Source organism: Actinomadura sp. NPDC048021, assembly GCF_040653135.1.
GTDB classification, from domain to species: domain Bacteria; phylum Actinomycetota; class Actinomycetes; order Streptosporangiales; family Streptosporangiaceae; genus Spirillospora; species Spirillospora verrucosospora.
In genome coordinates this window covers 1-21,841 of sequence record NZ_JBEZJQ010000025.1, presented here as the reverse complement: position 1 = coordinate 21,841, position 21,841 = coordinate 1, and the positions used below count along the sequence as shown (strand labels likewise).

The window sequence follows — 21,841 nt, the reverse complement described above, 5'->3', positions numbered from 1 at the left end:
CTTAGGGCCCCGAAAATCGACTCGACGGCCCCAATCAGCGATGCGAGCGGGCTCCCGGGCTGTCGCCTTTGAAGCGCTGGCCCGCGGCGATTTCGTCGCCCACCACCGACCAGACGGTCTCGTCGTCCTGGAAGGGGAGCGGGTCGATGCTGCTCGTCTCCTGACAGATACGCGCGACCTCGCGCTCCAGGCGCTCGAACTCGGCTTCCTCGTCGCCGCTGAAGGTGAACTCGTCGAGCAGGCGTTGGAAACGGAAGGTGACCTGGACGAGAGAGGAGACGTCCGTGTGGAGTTCTTGCGCGGTCTCCTCGTCGGGATCGAAGGCGTGCACCTTGCCGGAACCGGGGTCGAGGGCGAGATGGGCGTTGAGGAGCCAGCCGATGACGGGCCATTCGCCCGCGTCCTCGAAGCCCTCGGTGTTGACGACCTCATGGACGAGGGCCAGCCGACCGGATTCCTCGTCGGGTTCACGCAACCAGAACGTCCCGGTCGGTACGCCGACGGTCTGCAGGAGACGGGCGCCCTCAGTTCCCGCGGCGGAGGGCGGGAAAGCGGTGGCGGGCAGGGTCGCGAGCCGTTCCTCGCCGAAGAAGGTGACGTGTTCGCTGCGGGCGACGTCGAAAAGCATTGCCGAAACTCCGAACTTGGCGGCGGCATGCCGCCGTCGGCCTCTCACTTGAGGAATGCGGTCATGACAGCAGGGGGTGCGGCTAACGGCGGTTCACTTTTGCGAGCAGTTGTGGACGGGTGAACCAGTCGGCGTCGAGGCGCTGCCCGGTCAACGACTCAAGGGTGGCCATCGCGGTCTCCCAGTCCGGGCCCGGGTCGGAACGCTCGTGGAGGTCGAGCAACGCGTCGAGGTGGTCGGCCAGTGCCTCCGGGTCGGTACCCCACCGGTCCAGGGGGCACAGGGTGTCCAGTTCGGTGACCACCGCGCCGTCGACGATGTAGGAGAGCCTGTTGAAGTTGTTGATAGCCCAGAACACCGTGTGAACGGTGGCGTTCTGGCTGAGCCGCCGCAGCGTCTCTTCCTCGGCGGTGTCGGTGCCGAATCCCACGATGATGACCGCGTCGCCGCGCTGCTCAAGGAAAACCGTGTCAGCCAGGTCGTCGTATTCGAGGTTGGAGACGCAATCGGCGGGCCGGTCCGTCGTGATGGCGTCCGGTTCGCCGTGCAATCGGCGTACTACTTCTTCCACGGTCAGCTGCGCCTTGTGAGGGCGCACCACCGTCCACGACAGGTTCTCCTCGATGGAGAAGTACTCCGAGAGGTCGCTCAATCGCTTGAACATCTGCACATAGTGCTCGATCTGCCCAGGTGCAGGACCCGCCATGATGCCCTCCGATACGGCCACTGATCGCTTGACCGTACCGTCGAGGGTTGGGCTGGCGGCGCCCGTCGCTTCGGGGGCGGCTCCAGGCCCCCGGCGTGCGGGGAGGCGTCCATCCGGGTGGAGGGACGCCTCGCGTGTTTTCCGCTCAGTAGATGGTCGGGGTGCCCGTCAGATTCCAGGTCTTGCCGCCCAGGCCGTCGAGGTTGATGTCGTAGTTCACCGCCCCGTCGGCGCTCCATCCGTAGTTCAGGGAGGATCCGGAGACGGCCCAGCCGCACGAGAAGGCGCTGCTGCTGTTGTTGTTGATCAGGTTGGTGAAGTCGCAGGTGTAGGTGTCGTAGACGGAGTCGTACCGCTCCACCCGGACCTTGAGGTCGAAGTTGTCGAACTTGTCGGTCGTGCCGCCTCCACCGCTGAAGGTCCCGTTGGCGACCGCCTGGTGGTAGCCGCCGCTGTCGACGATGCACAGCTTGATGTGGACGCTGACGTTGGTGCCGGGAGTGCCGATCGTGGTGTCCTGCGAGCTGGTGCACTTCTCGGTGTAGGCCATGGCCGGGGTGGCCAGGTAGCCGAGACCGCCTGCGAGCAGGGCGGAGGCGGCCACGGTGGTGGCCAGACGGCGCGTCTTCGTGCGCATGGGGGTACTCCTTGCGAGGGGGCCCGATATGGCCGTAAACGTAACCGAAAACGTCCGGATTCTGACCCGATCTTCCAGTCGCTCACAGGAGCGTGACCCAAGCGATACGGAAGATCGTTTCAAAGTGTTAATCGTTTTCATTGCCGTTGTCGAGCGAAGGCCGTTGAAGCGGAGACGATTGCACGCTGTCGTGACATGGCGCTGCCGTCGACGGCGATCCGTGATCGTCGTATCTCGTCGGGGACGCATCGCGTAGCCTCACCGCCATGGCACGCCCGCGCCGGTCAGCTTGGCTCGCTGTCCTCCTGATCTGCTGCCTCATCGGGGTGTGGTCCTTCGTCTCCAAGGGTCACGCCGCGAAGGAACGAGACGAGGCACGAGCTCGCGCGGCCCTGGTGAGCTACCTGGATCTCGTGCGGGGCCGCAACTGGATGAAGGCCTGCGCCATGCAGGACGACAGCTCCCGGGACTCCGACTGCGAAGCGTTTCTGTCGAGCGGGCCGCGTCTCGTGGCCTTCGACGTCGGAAGCGCTCGGTCGACGAGTTGGAACACCGAGGGCACCTTCATCACGTTTCCGGTTTCGCTCATTTACGCTGGTGGCGGCCACGAGTTCATCGAACTCAAGGTCGGTTCCAAGGCCGGCGGTCACGCCGACACCGTCGTCGACGGCCCGTCCCTCCACACCCTTGAACGCCCCTACGACGGATGAACGACGTCAAGGCCCGGCGACCGGCGACGTGAGAGTCGGCGAGCCGGCGTCATCCACTGCCGGCGGCATCGGAGAGCACGGCCAGGCCGGTGATAAGCCCCAGCACCACGACGACCGCCAGCACGCAGACGAGGATCAGCAGCCAGCCCAGGACGATCCCCAGCAGCGCCATTCCGCGCCCGTCCCCGTCGAGGCGGCGGCCCCGGAAGCGGCCGACATGCCCGGCGATGATCGCCGCCAGTGCGGACAGCATCGCCAGACCGACGAACACCGCCGGATTGATCCAGGCGATGCCCGTGGCGAAGCTCGCCAGAGCCGCGACGCCGAAGCCGGCGAAGAACAGGCTCACCTTCGCCGGCCGGTTGCCGCTCGGTCCGGTTCGCCGCTCCGCGGCACAGCTCATGATCGCCCCCTCGGATCGCTGGGCACCCTACCAGCGGCAACCCTCACCGGCAGGACGCGCCGACGCCCTGACGCGCCGTCGACGAGGCTGGACGCCGACGGCACCGCGTCGTCATGGCCAGGCCCGCTCGGCGCGGCGCCATCGCTGCGGGGTGACGCCGTAGCGGTTGCGGAAGCGGCGGACGAGATAGGCGGCGTCGCGCAGTCCCGTCCGGGCGGCCACGGCGTCGAGCGGCAGATCGGTCTCGCGCAGCATCCGCCGGACCTCGATCATGCGCCGTTCGGTGATCCATTCGAGGAGGGGGCGGCCGGTACGCCTGCGGAGCACGGTCGTGAGGTGTCCGGGGGTGTAGCCGAGCGCGCGGGCGACGTCCGCGGCGGAGACCGGTTCGCGGAACGTCGCCTCGATCTCGGCGAAGACCCGCTCGACGAGGGGGTCCGGGCCGCCCGGGGCGGCGGGCGCCAGCCGCGCGGCCGCGACCAGGAGCCGGGTGAGCGTGGCGGAGACGGCCTCGCGCGCCCCGAGACGGCTCGGGTCGGCGAGTTCCCCGGCCAGGTCCGCCAGGAGCGCCGACCATCCTGGTCGGTGGGATTCGGCGACCCGAGCGTGCCCCGCGCCAGGGGCGAAGAGGGCCAGCAGGGGGTGGTGCGTCCAGGTCAGCGGGGAGACCGAGGCCAGGGCGGGAACGGCGTCCGGTGTGAACGCCACCGACCACGCGCGGCTGTGGGCGAGTTCGGCGACCTCCGTGACGCCGATGACCTGCCCCGGCGACACGGCATGGACCTCCCCGGTGCGCAGCGGCCGCTCGACGCCTCCGATGGCGACCGAGCCCGCGCCTTCCTCGACGTAGACGAGGACGAGGAAGTCGTGGGCGTGCCGGTGGTCCGGCGGCAGGTCGGCGTGGGCGGTCTCGGCGTCGAAGCGGGTCACCGTGACGGGAGGCAGCCCGGGGCGCTGCTGGTAGCGGTAGACGGGCGTCCCGTCGAACCGTGTCGTGCGCAGCCTCGACGGGGGGCCCAGCGAGGTGCCGACCGAAGAATGTCCCATGACTCCAAAGGTATGTCCTGCTGGTCGGCCGCGAAATGTCCAAGACTTGGCGGTGACGGCACCCAAGTCTGCCACCGGCTTCTCGCGGCAGACCCGCCACCGGACGCGCAAAGGGGCACCCACCCATGGACGTACGCATCCTCGACCAGCGAACCCCGGAGGAGCGGGACCGCCCGTTCCTGCCTGGAGCGGGCAAGACCTGGCTCCTCCCGTTCTATGACGTCTTCTCCAGGGTGGTCGGGGTCCGCGCCCTGCACGAGCGCGCCGCCCGGCTCGCCGGCATCGGACCGGGCCAGACGGTGGTCGACGTCGGCTGCGGGACGGGCAACCTGTCGTTCGCCGTGCTCGCCGCCCAGCCCGCCGCGCGAGTGACCGGTCTCGATCCCGACGCGGACGCTCTTCGCAGGGCCGCCCGCAAGGCTCGGCGCCGCGGCGTCGACCTCACGCTCGTGCAGGGGTACGCCGACCGCCTCCCCGCCGAGGACGCCTCGCTCGACCATGTGGTCTCGGCGTTGGCCCTGCACCACCTCGACGACGACGGCCGGAGCGCGTTCGCGCGCGCCGCGCTGCGCGCACTTCGTCCGGGAGGAACGGTCACCGTCGCCGACTTCGGCGGGCCCTCCTCCGACGCCGGGGACGAGGGCCACCACGAGCACGGCCACGGCCGCGGCCTCGCCCATGCGCTCCGGCACCTGCCCTGGTCGAAGCGTTCCCAGGGAGCGCACGGCCCGGTCGCGTCCCGTGACCACGGCGACGGCGTCATCGCGCTGCTCGCCGAGGCCGGGTTCGACGACGCCCGGGAGGTCGCGCACGCCGACCTGAGGTTCGGCCGGGTCGCCTTCGTGCGGGCGACCCGCCCCTCGCGCTGAAACGGGCGGGCGACTCGCGGCGGTCGCCCGCGCATCCCGGCCTCGGCACGCACCGAGGCCGAGTCCCTCTCGGGTATCGGCGGCGGGTTCCCCTTGCGGGACGATGCGCGGTCGGCCAGCGAGCGATCATGCTCCCCGCATGGGACTGATCTTCAGGACGGCGGGCATGCTGGCGACCGCGACCGCCGTGATCGCGTCCGGCGGCATGGCCGCCGGGCAGGCAGGGGCGGCCGGGACGCCGCGGAGCGGGCCGGCCGAGTGCGTGCCGGTGGCACGTGCGGTGTGCGGGACGGTGCGGGTGCCGCTGGTACGGGCGCGTCCCGAACTCGGCGGCACCACCGTGGCCTATGCGCTGATCGGGCACCGCGACACCTCCCGGCCCGTCAAGGGGACGGTGACCATCAACCCCGGCGGTCCCGGCAACTCCGCGATCGCGTCCGCCTCCCAGTACGCGCAGATGTACCGCGCCCTGCTGGAGGACCACGACCTTCTCCTGGTCGATCCGCGCGGGGTGAACCGCTCCGACCCGGTCGCCTGCGGGGCCCTCGGTTCGCTGCCCGCCACCCGTGACGGCTTCGTCCGGGCGATCGGCGAGTGCGGCCGGACCCTCGGGGCTCGCGGGCGCGGCTACACCTCGGCCGAGACCGCCGACGACATCGACGCCGTCCGCGCCAGGCTGCGGATCGAGCGGCTGGACCTGCTCGGAGAGTCCTACGGCACCTACCTGATGACCGTCTACGCCCAGCGGCATCCGGGCCGCGTGCGCTCGGTGGTGCTCTCCAGCGCCTACCCGCTCGACTTCGACATGTGGGCGCGCCCCAACGCGAGCGCCGCCCGCCGGTCGCTGCGGCTGGTGTGCGGGCGCAGCGCCGGCGCCTGCGACGGCGACCGGGTCCTGCGCGACGTCGCGCGGCTCGCCCAGCGGCTGCGCGCACGCCCGGTCCCCTACACGCTGGACGGCCCGCAGCGGCTGCTGGACGACACCGCACTGGCCGCGATCGTCTACGACTCGGCCAAATCGGCCCCCGCCGGGATCGGCGACGTTCCCGCGATGGTCCGCGACGCCCTGCGCGGCGACACCACGGCGCTGGTCGACGCCGCCCGGCGGGTGGCACCGCTGAGCGGGTCGGCGCTCCGCCGAGAGGAGCAGCAGCCTTTCAATCCCGAACTGGCCGCGGCCGTGATGTGCAACGACTACCCGACGCTGTGGAACCGCCGGGCGCCGGTCGCCGCCCGCCTCCGGCAGTTCTCCGCCGGGCGCGCGGCACTGCCCGAGCGGGCCTACTGGCCGTTCGGCAAGACGGCCTGGACCAGCATGAGCTACGACCAGGGCGACGCATGCGTCCGCTGGCCGGACCGCCGCGGCCCTGTGCAGCCGACCGGCGGGCCGTTCCCCGACGTCCCGGTGCTGGTCGTGTCCGGTGACCTGGACGCCAACACCCCGACGGCCGTGGGCCGGCAGGCCGCGCGCCAGTTCCGCCGCGCCGCGGTGGTGGAGGTGCCCAACGTCGGTCACGTGGCCGAACAGGAACCCAGCGGCTGCGTGGCCGCGATCCAGACGGGCTTCATCCGCGACCTGCGGGTCCCCGGCACCTCCTGCCTGGCCGGCATCCCACCCGCCCCCGTACGGCCCTGACCGGCTCGGAACCCGAACCGGCAGCGCGGCTTCGGCCTTCGTAGGAAGACCCGGTTCGGGAACGATCCGCGATTCCGGCCCAAGCCATTCTGAGCGGTCGCCGCGATATTTCGGTCGGCGTCGGGGTGTGCGGTCGTCCGGAGACTCATGCAGTGACGGACCGGAATAGGTGGCTTCCCCCTCGTCCCACCGACAGAGTAGGGCTGAAGGAGGGGGCACCTTGATCCTGTGCCCGCAAACGAAATGAAAGAACAAGAACCGCTGCATGCACTGCAGCAGAGGCTCGGGGCGATCCGGGAAACGATCTCGGATCTCCCTGGAGCGAATCTGACCGGACCCGCCTGGACTCTCAGCGCTGAGAAAAGGGCGCTCGACCTGCTGATCGCCACAGCGATCTCCCCGGTGTTCGTGCCAACGGCCGCCGTCGGAGCTTCGCTGATGTTCCTGGAGGACGGCCGTGCGCCGCTCTTCCGCCAGTGGCGGATCGGCAAGGACGGCGTCCCGTTCAGGCTCGTTCACGTCCGGACGATGCGGGACACCCGGGGGACGGACGCGAGCCGCGGCTCCGACGACCCTCGGGCGACCCGCCGCGGGAAAGTTCTGCGCAAGGGCACCTTCGACCAGTTCCTGGAGGTGTACCACGTGCTCCGCGGGCACATGTCGATGGCCAACCCGCGTCCCCTGCTGCGCTTCGACCGGCAGCTGATGAAAGAAGTCCTGCCCTCTTCCGTGTACAGGGAGTGGGACTGGGCGACGACCATCGGCCGGCCCGGCATGTACAGCACGTTCGGGAACAGGAGCATTGGCCTGGAACCGCAGAGTGAAGGGTTCCTGCTTCGGCGGTCGGAGGACGACATCGAGGACGCGCACTGCGCCAGCCTGGAGCGGGACCTGAGAATCCTCGGTGACACGGCGAAGATCGGCTGGTCCTTCCTCAGCCGCGCCTCGTAGGTCACCGGGCGTCGACAGGGAGGGCGCGGTCACCGACCGCGCCCTCCTCACCCTCCGATCACCTGGCCCGGACGCCGAGCGCGGCGCCGAGGAGTGAGGCGCGGGCTTCCGGCTCCCTGGAAGTAGGGTTGGGGCGTGTTCTCGGCTCGGGGCCCTTCCTTGCGGGAGTTGGCGGTTCAGGCGCTGTCGTCGGTCGAGCGCGGGTACGACCTGCTGGCTCCGAAGTTCGACGAGACGCCCTTCCGGACGCCCGACAGAGTCCTCGACGCGACCGCCGAGGCGCTGCTGCCGTACGGGCCGTTCGGTGAGGGCCTGGACGTGTGCTGCGGCACGGGCGCGGGCATGCGGGTGCTCGGACGGGTGTGCGATGCGCGCAGTGCGGGCGTCGACTTCAGCGCGGGCATGCTCGAACAGGCGCGGCGGGCTCATCCGGAGGCCGGATGGGTGCGGGCCGATGTCCGGGCCCTGCCCTTCGACGGAGCCTTCGACCTGGCGGTCACCTTCGGGGCGCTCGGGCACCTGCTGCCCGCGGAGCGGCCCGCGCTCTTCGGCGGGGTGTACCGGGCGCTGCGGCCCGGCGGGCTCTTCACCTTCCCCGTGGGGGCGCCGCCGCCCATCATGTCCCGCCTGTACTGGGCGCTGCTCGGGTTCGATCTGGTCATGCGGGTCCGGAACGCGGTGTGGCGTCCCCCGTTCGTCATGTACTACCGGACCTGTCCGCTGAACGCGCTCCGGAGCGATCTGGCAGCGGCCGGGTTCGGGGTGACGACCGTCCCGTTGGCGGCCTTGGGGACGCGTGCGGACGGCAGTCCGCGGGGACGGCTCGTGCTGGCGCGCAAGCCTGGATCGCCGGGCTGAACCCGCGCTCAGCCGGGACTCGACGGGAGGTCTCGGTCGTGGCGGAGGGGGCCTGCCAGGAGCGTCAGCCCTGAGAGCGCCAGCGCGCCCGTAGTGATCCACATGGCGGGACGGACGCCCAGGGCCGTACCCAGTGCGCCGCCCAGCAGGGCGCCGAGCGGAATGGTGCCGTAGCTGACCAGCTGCATGCTCACGGTGATCCGGCCGAGCAGCGGGCGGGGGCTGTAGGCCTGCCGGAAGGTCCCTTTGAGGACGTTGCCCGCGGCGACGCCCGCGGCGATGACGAACCCTCCCGCGAAGGCCGGGAGCAGCCCCGCGCCCGGTGCGGCGAGCGGGACCAGCAGGCCGAACGGCGCGGCGCCCATCTCGGCGGCGAGCAGGGTGCGGGCCGAGCCGAAGCGGCGGGACGGGACGGAGGCCGCGGCCGCGCCGAGGACGGCGCCCAGGCTGGTCGCGGCGGCGAGGACGCCGACCGTGGCCGGGCTGACGCCGACCTCGCGGACGAGGAACACCACCAGGATCGACTGGTACCCGAACAGGCAGATGTTGCTGGCGGCGGAGAACAGGGTCAGCACCCGCAGGTAGGGGTCGCGGGCCACGAAGCGAAGACCCTCGGCGATCTCCTGCCGCAGCGTCCCGCGCCGGTCGCGGGCGGGGCGGGCCTCGCGGGTCCGGATCGCCAGCAGGCAGGCGGCCGAGACGAGGTAACTCGCCGCGTCGAGAAGGACGGCGTTCACCGCTCCCGCGAGGTGGATGACCAGCCCCGCCAGCCCAGGGCCGCCGACCTGGGCGGCGGCCTCGGTCGCCTGCACCCTGGCGTTGCCCGCGGCCAGGTCGCCGCGGTCCAGCAGGGACGGCAGGTAGACCTGGTAGGCCGTCTGGAAGAACACGCCCGCGCAGCCGGCGCCCAGCGCGACGGCCGCCAGGTGGGCGACGGTCAGCCGGTCGAGCCAGGCGGCGGCCGGGACGCTGAGGAAGAGCAGCAGGGCCGAGAGGTCGCAGGCGAGCATCACCGGGCGGCGCGGCAGGCGGTCGACCCAGGCGCCCGCCGGGAGGCCCAGGAGCAGCCAGGGCGCCCAGGCCGCGGCCGAGAGCAGCGCCACCTGGAAGGTGCTCGCGTCGAGGACGGCGACCGCGGCCAGCGGAAGGGCCACGCCGGTGACGCTGCTTCCCAGCCTGCCGGTGGCCTGGCCGATCCAGAGCAGGCGGAAGTCGCGGTGCCCGCCGAGGCCGCCGCGCGCGGGGGCGGAGGCGGGCGGGGCGGTGGTCACGGTTCGGCCGGGACGCCGTGGGCGAACAGGAAGACCGGCTCGCGGGCCTGCCCGTCGTCCGGGACGTCCCGCCGCTCCCACCGGGCGAGCAGGGCGAGGAGTTCCTGTTCCAGCTCGCCCAGTTCGGCGGGCGTGAGGTGCAGCCACGTGTCGGCGGAGAAGGCCGCGCCGTTCCATGCCCCCCGCTGCTCCCGGACGGCGTGCCAGGCGCGGACCAGGCCGATCTGCCGGTCGAGGGCGAGCGAGACGGCCGCGCCGGCCACGGCCTGGCGGGCGGGGTCGTCGTCGAAGTCGCCGGTGACCCAGCGGAGTTCCGGTGCGGCGAGCCGCCACCAGCGTTCGCGGCGGTCCCTGGCGAGTTCCGGCGCCTCGACGGTCAGGCCGGCGGCGGCGAGCACCTTCAGGTGGTGGCTGATGTTGGCCACGGCCTGATCGGTCCGGTCGGCGAGAGTGCTGGCGGTGGACGGGCCGTGGACCTTGAGGACGTCCAGGAGGCGCCGCCGGAGCGGGTGCGACATCGCGGCCAGCACTCGCGAGTCGGTCACCTTGGGCACGTCGTTCGGCTCGGTCATGCGACCATCGTCACATGCACAAGAACTATTGCGCAAGACTTCTTGCACAACATGGGGAGGCCGGACCGCGAAGCCCGGCGGGCGGAGCGGACGGTGGGGGCACACCGCCGCCACATTTGCCTCAAAGGGACGTCAAATAACTGGGCGGCATGGTTTGCCTAATATGCAATAAAGGGGACTTCTCGACATGAACATGCAGCTCGATCGGGAGGTCTCATGACGACGAGGATGACCCACGGGGGCCGATCGGTATCGACGGGCCAGAGCTACCAGCTCTCCGGATGGCTCACCTTCGCGGGAGTGCTCTCCATGGTGGTGGGCGCGTTCAACGTCATCGACGGGGTGGTGGCCTTGTTCAAGGACAGCTACTACGTCGTGAACTCCAACCAGATCCTGGTCTTCAACTTCACCGCGTGGGGCTGGTACTGGCTCGTCCTCGGCGCCCTGCAGGTCGTCGTCGGCGTCGGGATCCTGACCGGGAAGATGTGGGCGCGGGTGGTCGGGGTCGTGTTCGCCTTCCTCGCCGCCCTCGGGCACCTGGCGTTCCTGGCCGCGTTCCCGATCTGGTCGGTGCTGACGATCGCGCTGTGCATTTTGCTGATGTACGCGCTCATCGCCCCGCCCGCCGGGGCGCGCGGAGACTGACGCCGGGGCAGGGCGGACAGCGGAACCCCAGGTCATCACGGTCGCGGCCGGGACATACCCCGGCCGCGCGAGGGCACTAGAGCGCAATGGCACCGGCGTCGGCCCCGCGGCCGTGGAGGCGGATGAGCACCGCGCTGGCGGACCGGCTGGGCGGGAGGCGCCGGGCGCGCGTCGTGGTGCTGATGGCCTGCGTCCTCGCGCTGAACGCGGCGGACACCGGGGTCATCGGGGCGATCGTCCACCAGTTGCGCAGTTCCCTGCACATCGGCAACACGCAGGTCGGGGTGCTGACGGCCGCGCCGGCGGCGGTCGGCGCGATAGCGACGGTGCCGGTGGGGCAGCTCACCGACCGGGTGCGGCGGGTGCCGCTGCTGGCGGGCAGCGTGGTGCTGTGGAGCGCCGCGATGGTCCTCGGGGGGCTGGCGGAGTCGTACGAGTGGCTGCTGGCGTCGCGTGTGGCGCTGGGCGCGGTGACGGCGACGGCGGGACCCACGGTGGCGTCCCTGATCGGGGACCTGTTCCCGCCCGAGGAGCGGGCCGCGACGTACGGGCGGATCCTCGCCGGAGAGCTGGTCGGGGTCGGGTTCGGGCTGCTGGCGGGCGGCAACATCGCCGCGTTCGCGAGCTGGCGGGTCTCGTTCTGGTTCGTCGCGGGCCTGGGGTTCGTGCTGGCCGTGCTGCTGTGGAGGATGCTGCCCGAGCCGGCGCGCGGCGCGCAGGGGACCTCCGGCGGGCGGGGCGGGGAGGAGCTCGCGCAGCGGCAGGTGGACCGGGCGGGCGTGCGCCCGGACCCGCGCAACGTCCTGGCGCAGGATCCCGAGCGGATGACGCTGGCGCAGGCGGCCCGGTACGTGCTCGCCATCCGCACGAACGTGATCATCATCCTGGCGTCCGCGGTCGGCTACTTCTTCTTCGCCGGGATGCGCACGTTCGCGCTGGTCTTCGTGATGGAGCGGTACGCGGTCGGGCAGGGCGGGCTGTCGGCGTTCCTGCCGGTCGCCGGGGCGGCGGCGCTGGCCGGGGTGCTGGTCGGGGGGCGGCTGGCCGACCGGCTCCTGCGCGGCGGGCGGGTGACCTCGCGGGTCGGTGTGCCGGGCGTGGCGTTCGCCGCGTCGGCGCTGCTGTTCCTGCCCGCGCTGCTCACCGACCGGGCGCTGGTCGCGCTGCCGCTGTTCACGCTCGCCTCCGCCGCGCTGGCCGCGGCGAACCCGCCGCTGGACGCGGTGCGGCTGGACGTCGTCCACTTCCGGCTGTGGGGGCGCGCGGAGGCCATCCGGACGATCGTGCGCATGTCCGGGGAGGCGGCCGCGCCGGTGCTGTTCGGCTGGCTGTCGGGGGTCCTCGGGGCGGGCCGGGCGGCGGGCGTCGGCCTGGACCGGGTGTTCCTGCTGGCGCTGATACCGCTGCTGGGCAACGGTCTGCTGCTGCTCAGGGCGCGGCGCGCCTACCCGCGGGACGTGGCGTCGGCGCTGGAGTCCGAACGCCGCTACGCCACCGGCTCCTAGTCGTCCTTCGGGGGCTCGTTCAGGATGCGGTAGCGGTCGAGGACGCGTTCGAGCTCGCGGCGGTCGCGCTTGGTGGGACGGCCCGCGCCGCGCTCCCGGCGGCCGATGGGGATGAGCGCCTCGCGCGGCGGCGGGGGCGGGCTCCTGTCGATCAGGCACTCCTGCGCGACGGGCGCGGACACCCGCTTGCGGATGGTCTTCTGCACGACGACGACGCGCTCCCGCCCGTCGTGGCGGAGCCTGACGACGTCGCCCGGCTTGACCGAGGTGGACGGTTTGGCGCGCTCGTCGTTCACCCGGACGTGGCCCGCCCGGCACGCGGTCGACGCCATCGAGCGGGTCTTCAGCAGCCGCACGGACCAGATCCACAGATCGACCCGCACGGACCCCTCATCGCCCATGCGTCCATGATGTCACTTCGGCGCGGGCGCCCGCTGCGCGCTGATCCACGCGTCCGCGCGCTCCCAGTTCTCGTAGAGCCAGCTGACGCGGGCGTCGCGGTCGCCGGGAACGTCCTCGGCGGGCACGCGCCACCAGCGGGCCCGGACGGGTCCGGTCAGCGGCACGCGCCGCCAGACGTCCCCGGCCGTGGCCATGTGGTCGAGCCCGCAGTGCGCGACGAACACCACGTCGGCGGACGGGGCGGAGTCGAGCGCGGCCAGCACTCCGCCGGGCCGCGGCGGCATCACGTTGCGCATCGCGGCGGCGCGGGCCGCCTCGTCCGCGCGGCGCATCCGGGCCAGCCGGCGGATCGCGCGGCGGCGGCGCTCCGGGGAGAAGTTGCCGCCCTCGGGGAAGATCAGCAGCGCCTCGCCGGGGCCGAGTCCCTCGGCGAGCTCGCCGACGGCGTCCGCGGCGCCGCCCGGGGTGACGAACACGTTCGGGATCCGGTTGGCGGCGATGTCGATGCAGGGGTCGAGCTGGAGCAGCGCCTTCATGACCACCCGGGGGCGGCGCCGGTACTCGGACAGCAGGTGGTGGACGATCAGGAGCGCGTCGCCCGGCCCGGCGTGCCGGCTGAGCACGATCAGGGGCCGGTCGGCGGCCGAGCCGTCCCCAGGGCCGTCACCAGTGCCGTCCCAGGTGCCGTCCACCTCGACGCGCAGGCCGAGCCGCCGCTGCGCGGACGCGTAGAGGGCGCCGACATAGCGGCGGATGATGTCGTAGTGCCGGTCGTCGTGGGTGCGGCGCCGGAGCCACAGCCACCCGCACTCCAGGACGGCCGCCGTCTCCCGCGTCCCCCACGTGAGGCTGAACCAGAGCAGGCGCTGGGCCCGCTTGCGCTCGCGCCCGGCCAGGGACGTCACCGCGAAGGCGACCGGGAACAGCACCACGACCAGAAGGGTCAGGACGAACAGCAGGGGCGTGCACACCAGGCGGCGCACGAATCGGGGTGGCAGCATCTCACGCTCGCTCTTTCAGGTAATTCAAAGATGCCTGATAGGCGCGTTCGATGTGAGCCTGGATTCCGGACGCGTTCCTGTAGCGGACCTGGGTGAGGTCGACCCCCGCCTTCTGCGACCTGGCCCCGGCGGGCAGGACGTGGACCGTCAGGCCCTCCGGGAGGTTCGCCATCTCCTCGAAGAACCGGTGCCGGCGCGCGATCTCGAACGCGACGAGGCCGACCTCCCAGGGCCGGCGCGGGGGCGCGAGGTCCCGCTCGATCCGGCCGACGTGCAGGACGTAGATGTCGGTGGCGCCGAGCATCACGGCCCGGCTGACCGGGATGCTGTGGACGAGGCCGCCGTCGTAGTAGTGCCGCTCCCCCACCCGGACGGGCGGCAGCAGCCCCGGCGCGGCCGACGACGCGAGCACGGCCGGGATCAGCGGGCCCCCGGTGAACCAGTGCGCCATCGCGGTCTCGATCCCGGCGGCGACGCACTGGAACGGGACCTCCAGGTCCTCGAACGACGGGACGGGGAGCAACTCGTCCAGCATGCGGCGCAGCGGCTCGTTGGAGTGCAGGTGCGTGCCGGACCGGGCGAGCCTCCACAGCCGGGCGAGGACGGGCGAGCCGAACACGTCGCGGACGGACTCGTCCGACCACAGGCTGGTGAGCCGCTCGACCGCCGCGTCCGGCCCGGCCGCGACGAACACGCCGTTGAGCGCGCCGATCGAGGTTCCGACGACGAGGTCGGGGCGGACGCCGGTCTCCCGCAGCGCCCGGAGCATGCCGACCTCGTGCGCGCCGAGCACGCCCCCGCCCCCGAGGACGAACGCCGTCCGCGGCTCCCGTTCCACCCGGTCTCCCCTTGTGCCGATCCAGCAGCGTGCACCGCCCGTCGGGCGCTGGAGGCAGCCTCACCCATCGGAAGCGGGATAAACCGGGCTTTGGGCGGGCGGGCCGATGACCTGCGGGGCCATGAAGGCAGGGCCGGCCGCCCGAAGGCGACCGGTCCCGCCGCCGGACGCCGGTCAGGGTCGGACGCGGGTCCTCAGGCCGTATCCGTAGGGGAACAGGGGCCGGTAGTCGCGGTCGCCGACGTTGATCGGCTCCTGGGCCTCGCTGCGCGGCCAGGTCACCGGGAGCCTGCCGGTGAACGGGCGCCTGCCGAACAGGACGTCCGCGACGCCCGCGCCCTCGCTGCCGGGCAGCCAGGACATGACGAACGCGTCCGTCTTCGCCAGCTGGTCGGTGACGATCTGCGGGCGCCCCGCGACGTCCAGGACGACGCAGGTTCTGATCGCGGAGCAGACCTTGTCGACCGCGGCCCGGTCGGCGTCGGACAGGTTCAGCGTGTGGCCGTTGCCGACGTCGCCGACGCCCTCCGCGTACGGCTTCTCGCCGACCACCACGATCCCGACGTCGCTGCCGGCGGTCGGCGCCGACGCGTCCCGGCTGTAGGTGACATGGGACGAGTTCTGCCTGATGCCGTCCAGGATCGTCGTGCCCGGGATGATGGGGCCGGACGAGCCCTGCCAGGTGACCGTCCAGCCGCCGGCCTGGTTGCCGATGTCGTCGGCGTTGGCCCCGGCCACGTAGACGCGCCGGTCCTTGCGCAGCGGCAGCGCGTTCCCGGAGTTCTTCAGCAGGACCTGCGACTTGGCGACGGCCTCACGGGCGACCGCGCGGTGCTCGGGCGACCCGATCGTCCCGGCGTTGGAGCGGTCGGTGTACGGGTGCTCGAACAGGCCGAGCTCGAACTTCGCCTTCAGGATGCGGCTCACCGCGTCGTCGATCCGCGACGTCGCCACGCGGCCCGCCCGCACCTCCGCCAGCAGCGTCTGGACGAACTGCGGCGTGCTGTAGGGCTCCATGAACATGTCCATGCCGGCGTTCACCGACGTGCGGACCTGCGTGGCGTAGTCGCCCGGGATCTGGTGGATGGCCTCCCAGTCGCTGATGAGGAAGCCGTCGAACCCGATCTTCTTCTTCAGGACGTCGGTCAGCAGCTCCTTGTGCGCGCTCATCTTGACCGGGTCGCCGACGCCGTCCTCCTTCCAGTCCACGCTGGAGAACGAGGGCATGATGCTGCCGACGCCGTACTTCCTGACCGCCACGACGTAGGGCGCGAGGTCGACCGCCTCGAAGTGCTTCCGGTCGGTGACGGTGACGCCCTGGTCGATGGTGTACGTGCCGCTGGTGGAGGAGCCGAACACCGTGTCGCCGTCGCCGGCGAAGTGCTTGGCCGTCGCCAGGACGTGGCGGTTCGTGGCGAGGTCGCTCTCGCGCCGTCCCTCGAAGCCCTCCAGGCCGGTCTCCATCTGGATCACGAGGCGCGGGTCCTCGCCGAAGCTCTCGTAGGCGCGCCCCCACCGCAGGTCGCGGGTGACGCAGACGCAGGGCGCGAACACCCACTGCGGGCCGGTCGCCTTCGTCTCGACGGCCGTGATCTGCTCCTCCCGGCGGACGAGGCCGGGGTCGCGGGTCGCGCCCATCGCGATGTTGTGCGGGAAGACGGTGGCGCCGACGAGGTTGTTGTGGCCGTGCACCGAGTCGACCCCGTACAGGAGCGGGATCCTCAGGCGGGTCGCCAGGGCCTTGGACTGGTAGGCGTCGACCATGTCCGCCCAGCCCGCGGGGGTGTTGCCGGCGGGCGTCGATCCGCCGCCGGACAGCACCGACCCGAGGGCCAGCTTCGTGATCTGGTCGCGGTCGCCGTCGATCGCGCCGCGCTCGGCCTGCGCCATCTGGCCGACCTTCTCTTCCAGGGTCATGCGGCCGAGCAGGTCCTTCACCCGGTCCGCCGCGGGCAGCCGCGGGTTCAGGTACGGGGCCTGCCGGGGGGCGTCGGCCGTGGCGGGCCGCGCCGCGAGGGCCGGCGGAAGGGCGGCGACGGTCGCGAGCGCGACCAGTGATCGCCCGATCCGGGTGGCGACGGCACGTCTGCGGGAGTGTGGCAACTCGTCCCTCCTGGGTCGCTCCGAAGGACGCCGCGCGGCCCGGCGGACCACGCACGGCCGGACGCAGGGGTCACGGCTCGCCCGGACGGCCGTGACCCCTGCGCCGGCGACGTCATCTGGAACCTCCCCCGCCGCCGGGCGGCTGTCAACGGATCTTCATCGGCCCGGCCGCGGCCTTGTGGAAAACATGGAAGAGGGCTTGACGGGAACTAAGTTCACACGTTGAATCATGGACCGAACAAAGCAGGCCGGACAGGTGGAGGGCGCACAGGCCCCACCCGTCCGGCCGCCGTGCTTCCGGGACGCGCGCGTCCGCCGGAACATGCCGCAACTCCGGCCCCGTCGGCCACACCTGGCCACCAGGCGCCGGTGCGGAGACCGGCCGCCGCGAAGCGCCGGAGCGGGTGCCCCGCCGGCCGGCGGGTGAGTATCGACCGGCGGGACGCTCCGCCATCCGGGGTGGTCGGTGTCAGGTCACGCGGAAGGCGTTCACGCCGAGGGCTCGCCGCCCTCCCCGCGCCCCTCGGGACGGGGGCCGCGGGCGCCGTCGTCGCGCGTGACCTCGATGCGCTCCTTGCGGAGCTCGCCGCGGACGGTCTGCTCGTCCTGCACCTGCTCGGTGCGGAGCCGGACGCGCTCGACCGGCACGGTCTCCTTGGAGATGACCGGGCGCTCCTCGTAGAGGATGATCTCCTGGTCCGCCTCGGAGATCGTCACCTCCGGGTCCGGGCGGCCGCCGGCGATGGGCTCGCGGTCGATCCGGATCTCCTCGTGCGAGACCGGGATCGTCTGCTCGACCGTCTCGGTCTCGATCCACTTGCGCACCCGGACGCGGCCCGCCTCGTGCCGCTCGGTGCCGATGCGCAGCTGCTCCTCCGACCGGGTGATCTCGGTCATCGGCGCCTCGGCGCCCTCGCGCGCCGACTGGGGCGGCATGGCCCGCCCGCCGGCCCGCTCGCCCGCCGGGCCGCGCTTGCCGCGCTCGGGGTGGACGGCCATTCCCGCGGCGCCCGTGGTCCCCGCGGTCCCCGTCGTCCCGGCGGCCTCGGTGGTTCCGGCCGTTCCGGTGGTGCCCGCGGTCTCGGCGGCGCCGCGCGTGCCGACGGCCTCGCCCGGCTCGGTGGTGCCGGTCGTTCCCGCCGTTCCCGCGCTCTCGGCCGTCTTCTCGGAAGTGCCCGTGTCCGTCTCCCCGCCCGTGCGGCGGCCGCCCGGGGGACGCACTCCGTAGTGCCTGTACAGGTCCACGATCTGCGCATGCGACAGGTGCTCGTCGGCGTCGACGTTCGGGGCTCCCTTGATGGTCTCCTTGTCGTAGGGGACCTGCAGGGCGTCCTCGGCCTTGCGGGCCCCGGACAGCGGGACGAAGCTCTCACGCATTCCGAACCAGCCGGTGTGCACGGTCACCCACTCCGGGGAACCGGAGTCGTCGTTGAGGTAGACCTGCTTGACCGTGCCGACCTTCGTCCCATGGGTGTCGGTCACGCTCATCCCCATGAGCTCCCGCACCTGTGTCTGCGTCTGCACGTTGAGCACCTCCGCTTCCGTGAACGCTTCCGGACGGCGGGGGGCCGGGGGGAGGTGGAGCCCGCCTATCGGTAGCGGTGTTCAGTTGATCCCGAGTTGCCGCGTTACCTGCTGCTTTTCCGGACACGGTCGCTATAAACGCGTTTGCAGAACTATAGGGAACGATTTACCACATATTTACAGCGACCACCCCACGGTCTCCATCACACCTTTTCCGACATATACCCACAAGTAACTCATTGGCGAATGGCACCTTTGTCAAGATGGTGATCATTTTATCCGGGCGCGGTTTTCCCGGCCCCGCTCCGCGCGAAGACTGCGAGGGACGTTCCCACACATCGGAGAACCGATATGCGCGACTTTTCTCGGCCGGGCCGGCGGTCAACGGCGGAGCCGGCCTCACTCGCGGCCCCACGGGCGGCCGCGGTGGCGGCCACGGCGGCGGCGGTTGCGGCCGCCCTGGCGTGCACGGCGTTCACGGACGCCGGGACCGCCGCGGTCCGGCGCCCGCCCAGCTGGTGCAAGCCCGGCGGGACGCTCACCGCCCGCGCGATGCCGCAGAAGATCAAGATCGCCGACTGCGACCTGCGCGGCCGGACGGTGCGCGGCGCGAACGGCCTCACGGCGACCGTCCCGTCCGACGGGACCTCCCTGATCGCGTACGCGCTGCGCACCGACGGGGCCGCCGAGCTGCACATCGGGGTGAACTCCCGGGCGGGTGAGATCACGATCGGGACGCACGGCGACCGGGTGCCGCAGGGCAGGCCGCGCCAGTTCCGGGCGCCGGCGCAGGCGTGCCAGGACGGCGCGTACCGTCCCCAGTCCAGCAAGTGGCCGAAGGGCACCGCCGTCCGGTGGAACTACTACGCCGGCACGGCCGGGCTGCCGAGGGATCCGATCGCCAGAGGCGTGGCCGCCGTCCCCGAGGCCCGCACCGACTGCACGAACACGGGGCGCTTCACGCCTTCGCCGGACGTGACCGAGAGCTACGCGGGCCAGAGCAGCAGGCCCCCGAACGTGACGAGCTCGGCCGCGTGCGGGACCCGGGACCGGGTCAACACGTTCGGCTGGCTGGCCATGCCGAGCGCCGAGGCGCCCGTCCTCGCGGCGACCTGCACGTGGTTCTCCGGCCCGACGACGGTCGAGACGGACATGGCCGTGCAGGCGCGGGGCAAGCGGTGGTGGACCGGCGGGACGTGCCCGTCCGGGAGCTACTCCGCCGAGGCGGTCGCGGCGCACGAGGCGGGCCACGTCTTCGGCCTCTCCCACGTGGAGGGCGCCGAGCACCGCATGCTCACGATGACGCCGTCCCTCGCGTCCTGCGACAACGGGCCCGCCACGCTCGGCAAGGGCGACTACGACGGGCTGATCGCCCTCTACGGCGGGCGCTGAGCGGCGCGAGCCGCACGCACCGTCCCAGCGTCCCGCCGCGGGAGCGCGGGTCAGCGCCCGGAGTCCATCCTGCCGACGACGACGAGGCGGTGCCGGTCCGAGCCCTTGGGCGTGCAGGTGACGAGCGTGAGGTACCTGCCGTGGGGCGCGCTGGCCCGCTTGAACGGGACCGGCTCCAGCGCCCGCCGGTCCCGCGGGTCGACGACGCGCCTGGTCCGCACCCGGTAGACGTAGGACCGGCGGCCCACCCGCAGGACGATCCGGTCACCGCGCCGCAGCCGGTCGAGCTGGAAGAACGGGGCGCGCCAGGTCGTCCGGTGCCCGAGCAGGACGGCGTTGCCCTCCCGCCCGGGGAGCGCCGTCCCCGGGTAGTGCCCGACGCCGCGCCGCAGCACGGCCTCGGTGACGCCCTGCCGGACGCCCATCTTCAGGCCCATCCGCCTGATCCGGATCTGGGCGATCATCGCGCCGGTCCGGGGCCGGGCGGCGGTGGCCGCCGCCGGAGCGGCGGCCGCCGTTCCGGTGGCCCGCGCCCCGGTCACGGCGCCGAGGACGGGCACCGCGCAGCACGCGGCGAGAGCCGCCGCGAACAGGGACTTTCGGTCGAGCATGGCTCCCTCTCCATAGCTCGGGACTCTGCTGGCATGGGAAGGGGCGGCACGTCTGCCGCCCCTTCTCCGCTGTTCATCGGCCGCGGATCGTCATCCAGGCCGACACGTGCTCAGCGCAGGATCGGAGAACCGAGGGTGACGGGCGTGTCCTTGCCCGCGGGCACCTTCGGGCCGATCTGGCCGGGCTTGACGTCCACGCCGGGCACCTTCACCGTGCGCCTGAGCCCGTCCACGAACCCTTTGACGGCGGGCAGGGCGTCCGCGCGGCGGTAGTTCGGGGCGGTCTTCGGCGCGGTGTTCGCGATGCGCTGGCCTTCCGAGCGCATCGTCGAGGGCAGCTTCTTGTGCTTGGCGGCCGGACGGTGCTTGGACGGCTTGTACGGCTTCTTCTTCTTGGGCGTCCGCAGGGTGGGCGGCAGCTCCTTGTGGCCGTGGCCCTCCTCGACGGTCGCCCCGCCCTTGCACTGCGCCTCGGCGAGGCCGAGCAGCGAGACGGCGTTGCCGCACACGTTGATCGGGGCCTTGACCGGGATGTATGCCTGGGTGCCGTTCGCGGCGCCGAAGTTGCCGGCGCTCGTCATCTTCACCTTGGGGTCGCCGTGCCGCTTGACGGACGCGCCGCCCTTGCACGCGGCCTGCGCCGCGCCGAGGATGCCGACGGCGTTGCCGCAGACGTCGACCGGGATGCTGATCGGCGCGAACACCTGGGTTCCGTTCAGCAGCCCGAAGTTGCCGGCGCTGGTCATGTCGACCCCGCCGTGGCCGCCCTCGTGGCCGCCCCAGCCGCCGCCGCCCCAGTCGCCGGCCGTCCGGTAGCCCGAGTCGGCCTGCCGGTGGTTGCTCTTGACGGACGCGCCGCCCTTGCACTGGGCCCGCGAGAGCCCGGCGACCGCGATGGCGTTGCCGCAGACGTTGACGGGGATGCTGATCGGCGCGAACACCTGGGTGCCGTTCAGCAGGCCGAAGTTGCCGGCGCTGGTCATGTCGACCCCGCCGCGGCCGCCGTGGCCGCCGCCGAACGACTCGTCGGCGCTGGCCGGGACCGCGGTGGCGAAGGCGGCTCCGACGGCGAGGGCGCTCGCGGCCACCAGAGCGGCGCGGCCGGTGTTCCTGGACCAGATACGCATGATGTGTTGCTCCTGTCGGTTCTTTGCGAATCGGTGGTGATCGGTGGTGATCGCTGCGCGGCACCATCCGGGTGGGCGCAGGACTGGCAGCGGCCAGGCGCGGCCGTTGCGTTTCCGGTAAAGATCGAGGTGAGGGCGCGCGGCGTGCGTCGCACGCGGCCGCCGTGAGCCGGCCGTTCGCGGCCGGACGGGGGTTCCTAGTCGGGGACGACGGAGGGGCCGCCGGGCGCGGCGACGTCGCGCAGCGCCGTACGGCGGAAGGTGCCCGGGTCGGCGGCGGACGGCACCGCCGGGTACTGCCGGTTCAGCACTCGGCGACAAGACGGCCAACGCGCTGAAGAAGGGCCTCGACCTGCACACGGTCGGCGACCTGCTGCACCACTACCCGCGCCGCTACGCCCACCG

General features: G+C 72.3%; 22 protein-coding genes. 8 read left to right on the top strand and 14 right to left on the bottom strand.

Annotation, left to right across the window (positions count from 1 at the left end):
* Window positions 1-34: 34 nt before the first annotated feature.
* The 3 genes from AB0C87_RS32600 to AB0C87_RS32590 all read right to left on the bottom strand — a co-directional run bounded on the left by AB0C87_RS32600 (window position 35) and on the right by AB0C87_RS32590 (window position 1,971).
* Entirely contained in the window at window positions 35-628 is a 594-nt protein-coding gene (locus AB0C87_RS32600) for an SUKH-4 family immunity protein (RefSeq protein WP_353834559.1), read from the bottom strand.
* An 82-nt stretch (window positions 629-710) separates the two neighbouring features.
* Window positions 711-1,355 carry a DUF6461 domain-containing protein gene (locus tag AB0C87_RS32595; RefSeq protein ID WP_360581044.1) on the bottom strand — a complete coding sequence of 215 codons (645 nt, stop codon included), beginning with the start codon at window positions 1,353-1,355 and terminating at the stop codon, window positions 711-713.
* 124 nt (window positions 1,356-1,479) lie between these two features.
* On the bottom strand, window positions 1,480-1,971 hold the full coding sequence (locus tag AB0C87_RS32590; RefSeq protein ID WP_345178029.1) for a hypothetical protein: 492 nt from the start codon (window positions 1,969-1,971) through the stop codon (window positions 1,480-1,482).
* A gap of 266 nt (window positions 1,972-2,237) precedes the next feature.
* Between AB0C87_RS32590 and AB0C87_RS32585 the strand changes: the two genes are divergently transcribed.
* Window positions 2,238-2,681, top strand: coding sequence for a hypothetical protein (locus AB0C87_RS32585; protein WP_360581042.1), 444 nt, complete (start codon window positions 2,238-2,240; stop codon window positions 2,679-2,681).
* A gap of 49 nt (window positions 2,682-2,730) precedes the next feature.
* Here the strand turns inward: AB0C87_RS32585 and AB0C87_RS32580 are convergent, their stop codons facing one another.
* On the bottom strand, window positions 2,731-3,084 hold the full coding sequence (locus tag AB0C87_RS32580; protein ID WP_345178026.1) for a DUF4190 domain-containing protein: 354 nt from the start codon (window positions 3,082-3,084) through the stop codon (window positions 2,731-2,733).
* Window positions 3,085-3,195: 111 nt separating this feature from the next.
* Complete coding sequence (locus AB0C87_RS32575; protein WP_345178024.1) at window positions 3,196-4,131, bottom strand: AraC family transcriptional regulator; 936 nt, start codon at window positions 4,129-4,131, stop codon at window positions 3,196-3,198.
* 125 nt (window positions 4,132-4,256) lie between these two features.
* On the opposite strand from AB0C87_RS32575, the gene AB0C87_RS32570 reads away from it, so the two are divergent.
* The 4 genes from AB0C87_RS32570 (at window position 4,257) to AB0C87_RS32555 (ending at window position 8,445) form a co-directional block, all read left to right on the top strand.
* Entirely contained in the window at window positions 4,257-5,000 is a 744-nt protein-coding gene (locus tag AB0C87_RS32570; RefSeq protein WP_345178022.1) for a class I SAM-dependent methyltransferase, read from the top strand.
* A 139-nt stretch (window positions 5,001-5,139) separates the two neighbouring features.
* The gene (locus tag AB0C87_RS32565) at window positions 5,140-6,636 is read left to right on the top strand and encodes an alpha/beta fold hydrolase (RefSeq protein WP_360581040.1); all 1,497 of its coding nucleotides are present in this window, start codon (window positions 5,140-5,142) and stop codon (window positions 6,634-6,636) included.
* A gap of 243 nt (window positions 6,637-6,879) precedes the next feature.
* Window positions 6,880-7,587: a sugar transferase gene (locus tag AB0C87_RS32560; RefSeq protein ID WP_345178178.1), complete on the top strand. Its 708-nt coding sequence runs from the start codon at window positions 6,880-6,882 to the stop codon at window positions 7,585-7,587.
* Window positions 7,588-7,755: 168 nt separating this feature from the next.
* Complete coding sequence (locus tag AB0C87_RS32555; protein ID WP_360581038.1) at window positions 7,756-8,445, top strand: class I SAM-dependent methyltransferase; 690 nt, start codon at window positions 7,756-7,758, stop codon at window positions 8,443-8,445.
* Between the two features lie 8 nt (window positions 8,446-8,453).
* Here the strand turns inward: AB0C87_RS32555 and AB0C87_RS32550 are convergent, their stop codons facing one another.
* On the bottom strand, window positions 8,454-9,716 hold the full coding sequence (locus tag AB0C87_RS32550) for an MFS transporter (RefSeq protein WP_353834552.1): 1,263 nt from the start codon (window positions 9,714-9,716) through the stop codon (window positions 8,454-8,456).
* Entirely contained in the window at window positions 9,713-10,288 is a 576-nt protein-coding gene (locus AB0C87_RS32545) for a helix-turn-helix domain-containing protein (protein ID WP_353834551.1), read from the bottom strand. The genes AB0C87_RS32550 and AB0C87_RS32545 overlap by 4 nt, the downstream gene beginning before the upstream one ends.
* Window positions 10,289-10,504: 216 nt before the next feature.
* Between AB0C87_RS32545 and AB0C87_RS32540 the strand changes: the two genes are divergently transcribed.
* Together AB0C87_RS32540 and AB0C87_RS32535 are read left to right on the top strand one after the other, a co-directional pair.
* The gene (locus tag AB0C87_RS32540) at window positions 10,505-10,933 is read left to right on the top strand and encodes a hypothetical protein (RefSeq protein WP_345178014.1); all 429 of its coding nucleotides are present in this window, start codon (window positions 10,505-10,507) and stop codon (window positions 10,931-10,933) included.
* Between the two features lie 122 nt (window positions 10,934-11,055).
* Window positions 11,056-12,438, top strand: a complete 1,383-nt coding sequence (locus AB0C87_RS32535; protein ID WP_345178012.1) for an MFS transporter — start codon at window positions 11,056-11,058, stop codon at window positions 12,436-12,438.
* On the opposite strand, the gene AB0C87_RS32530 is transcribed toward AB0C87_RS32535, so the two are convergent.
* The 5 genes from AB0C87_RS32530 to AB0C87_RS32510 form a co-directional block, all read right to left on the bottom strand.
* Window positions 12,435-12,839: an RNA-binding S4 domain-containing protein gene (locus AB0C87_RS32530; RefSeq protein WP_345178010.1), complete on the bottom strand. Its 405-nt coding sequence runs from the start codon at window positions 12,837-12,839 to the stop codon at window positions 12,435-12,437. The two genes, AB0C87_RS32535 and AB0C87_RS32530, sit on opposite strands and share 4 nt — an antisense overlap.
* Window positions 12,840-12,851: 12 nt before the next feature.
* Window positions 12,852-13,841 carry a 1-acyl-sn-glycerol-3-phosphate acyltransferase gene (locus tag AB0C87_RS32525; protein ID WP_345178009.1) on the bottom strand — a complete coding sequence of 330 codons (990 nt, stop codon included), beginning with the start codon at window positions 13,839-13,841 and terminating at the stop codon, window positions 12,852-12,854.
* Window position 13,842: 1 nt separating this feature from the next.
* Window positions 13,843-14,679, bottom strand: coding sequence for a patatin-like phospholipase family protein (locus AB0C87_RS32520; RefSeq protein ID WP_360581034.1), 837 nt, complete (start codon window positions 14,677-14,679; stop codon window positions 13,843-13,845).
* A 174-nt stretch (window positions 14,680-14,853) separates the two neighbouring features.
* Window positions 14,854-16,782, bottom strand: coding sequence for a glycoside hydrolase family 3 N-terminal domain-containing protein (locus AB0C87_RS32515; RefSeq protein ID WP_360581032.1), 1,929 nt, complete (start codon window positions 16,780-16,782; stop codon window positions 14,854-14,856).
* A 489-nt stretch (window positions 16,783-17,271) separates the two neighbouring features.
* Window positions 17,272-18,306, bottom strand: a complete 1,035-nt coding sequence (locus AB0C87_RS32510) for a PRC and DUF2382 domain-containing protein (RefSeq protein WP_345178001.1) — start codon at window positions 18,304-18,306, stop codon at window positions 17,272-17,274.
* Window positions 18,307-18,732: 426 nt separating this feature from the next.
* Here AB0C87_RS32510 and AB0C87_RS32505 point away from each other — a divergent pair, with 426 nt between their 5' ends.
* Window positions 18,733-19,698, top strand: coding sequence for a matrixin family metalloprotease (locus tag AB0C87_RS32505; RefSeq protein WP_345177998.1), 966 nt, complete (start codon window positions 18,733-18,735; stop codon window positions 19,696-19,698).
* A 50-nt stretch (window positions 19,699-19,748) separates the two neighbouring features.
* On the opposite strand, the gene AB0C87_RS32500 is transcribed toward AB0C87_RS32505, so the two are convergent.
* Together AB0C87_RS32500 and AB0C87_RS32495 are read right to left on the bottom strand one after the other, a co-directional pair.
* On the bottom strand, window positions 19,749-20,309 hold the full coding sequence (locus tag AB0C87_RS32500) for a class E sortase (RefSeq protein ID WP_345177996.1): 561 nt from the start codon (window positions 20,307-20,309) through the stop codon (window positions 19,749-19,751).
* Window positions 20,310-20,419: 110 nt separating this feature from the next.
* Window positions 20,420-21,436 carry a chaplin family protein gene (locus AB0C87_RS32495; RefSeq protein ID WP_360581029.1) on the bottom strand — a complete coding sequence of 339 codons (1,017 nt, stop codon included), beginning with the start codon at window positions 21,434-21,436 and terminating at the stop codon, window positions 20,420-20,422.
* Between the last annotated feature and the right edge of the window lie 405 nt (window positions 21,437-21,841).

Coding starts and splice junctions, on each gene's coding strand:
- AB0C87_RS32565 (WP_360581040.1), top strand. CDS start 5,140: ATGGGACTGATCTTCAGGACGGCGGGCATGCTGGCGACCGCGACCGCC.
- AB0C87_RS32575 (WP_345178024.1), bottom strand. CDS start 4,131: ATGGGACATTCTTCGGTCGGCACCTCGCTGGGCCCCCCGTCGAGGCTG.
- AB0C87_RS32525 (WP_345178009.1), bottom strand. CDS start 13,841: ATGCTGCCACCCCGATTCGTGCGCCGCCTGGTGTGCACGCCCCTGCTG.
- AB0C87_RS32535 (WP_345178012.1), top strand. CDS start 11,056: ATGAGCACCGCGCTGGCGGACCGGCTGGGCGGGAGGCGCCGGGCGCGC.
- AB0C87_RS32495 (WP_360581029.1), bottom strand. CDS start 21,436: ATGCGTATCTGGTCCAGGAACACCGGCCGCGCCGCTCTGGTGGCCGCG.
- AB0C87_RS32590 (WP_345178029.1), bottom strand. CDS start 1,971: ATGCGCACGAAGACGCGCCGTCTGGCCACCACCGTGGCCGCCTCCGCC.
- AB0C87_RS32585 (WP_360581042.1), top strand. CDS start 2,238: ATGGCACGCCCGCGCCGGTCAGCTTGGCTCGCTGTCCTCCTGATCTGC.
- AB0C87_RS32500 (WP_345177996.1), bottom strand. CDS start 20,309: ATGCTCGACCGAAAGTCCCTGTTCGCGGCGGCTCTCGCCGCGTGCTGC.
- AB0C87_RS32530 (WP_345178010.1), bottom strand. CDS start 12,839: ATGGGCGATGAGGGGTCCGTGCGGGTCGATCTGTGGATCTGGTCCGTG.
- AB0C87_RS32600 (WP_353834559.1), bottom strand. CDS start 628: ATGCTTTTCGACGTCGCCCGCAGCGAACACGTCACCTTCTTCGGCGAG.
- AB0C87_RS32545 (WP_353834551.1), bottom strand. CDS start 10,288: ATGACCGAGCCGAACGACGTGCCCAAGGTGACCGACTCGCGAGTGCTG.
- AB0C87_RS32540 (WP_345178014.1), top strand. CDS start 10,505: ATGACGACGAGGATGACCCACGGGGGCCGATCGGTATCGACGGGCCAG.
- AB0C87_RS32580 (WP_345178026.1), bottom strand. CDS start 3,084: ATGAGCTGTGCCGCGGAGCGGCGAACCGGACCGAGCGGCAACCGGCCG.
- AB0C87_RS32570 (WP_345178022.1), top strand. CDS start 4,257: ATGGACGTACGCATCCTCGACCAGCGAACCCCGGAGGAGCGGGACCGC.
- AB0C87_RS32560 (WP_345178178.1), top strand. CDS start 6,880: ATGAAAGAACAAGAACCGCTGCATGCACTGCAGCAGAGGCTCGGGGCG.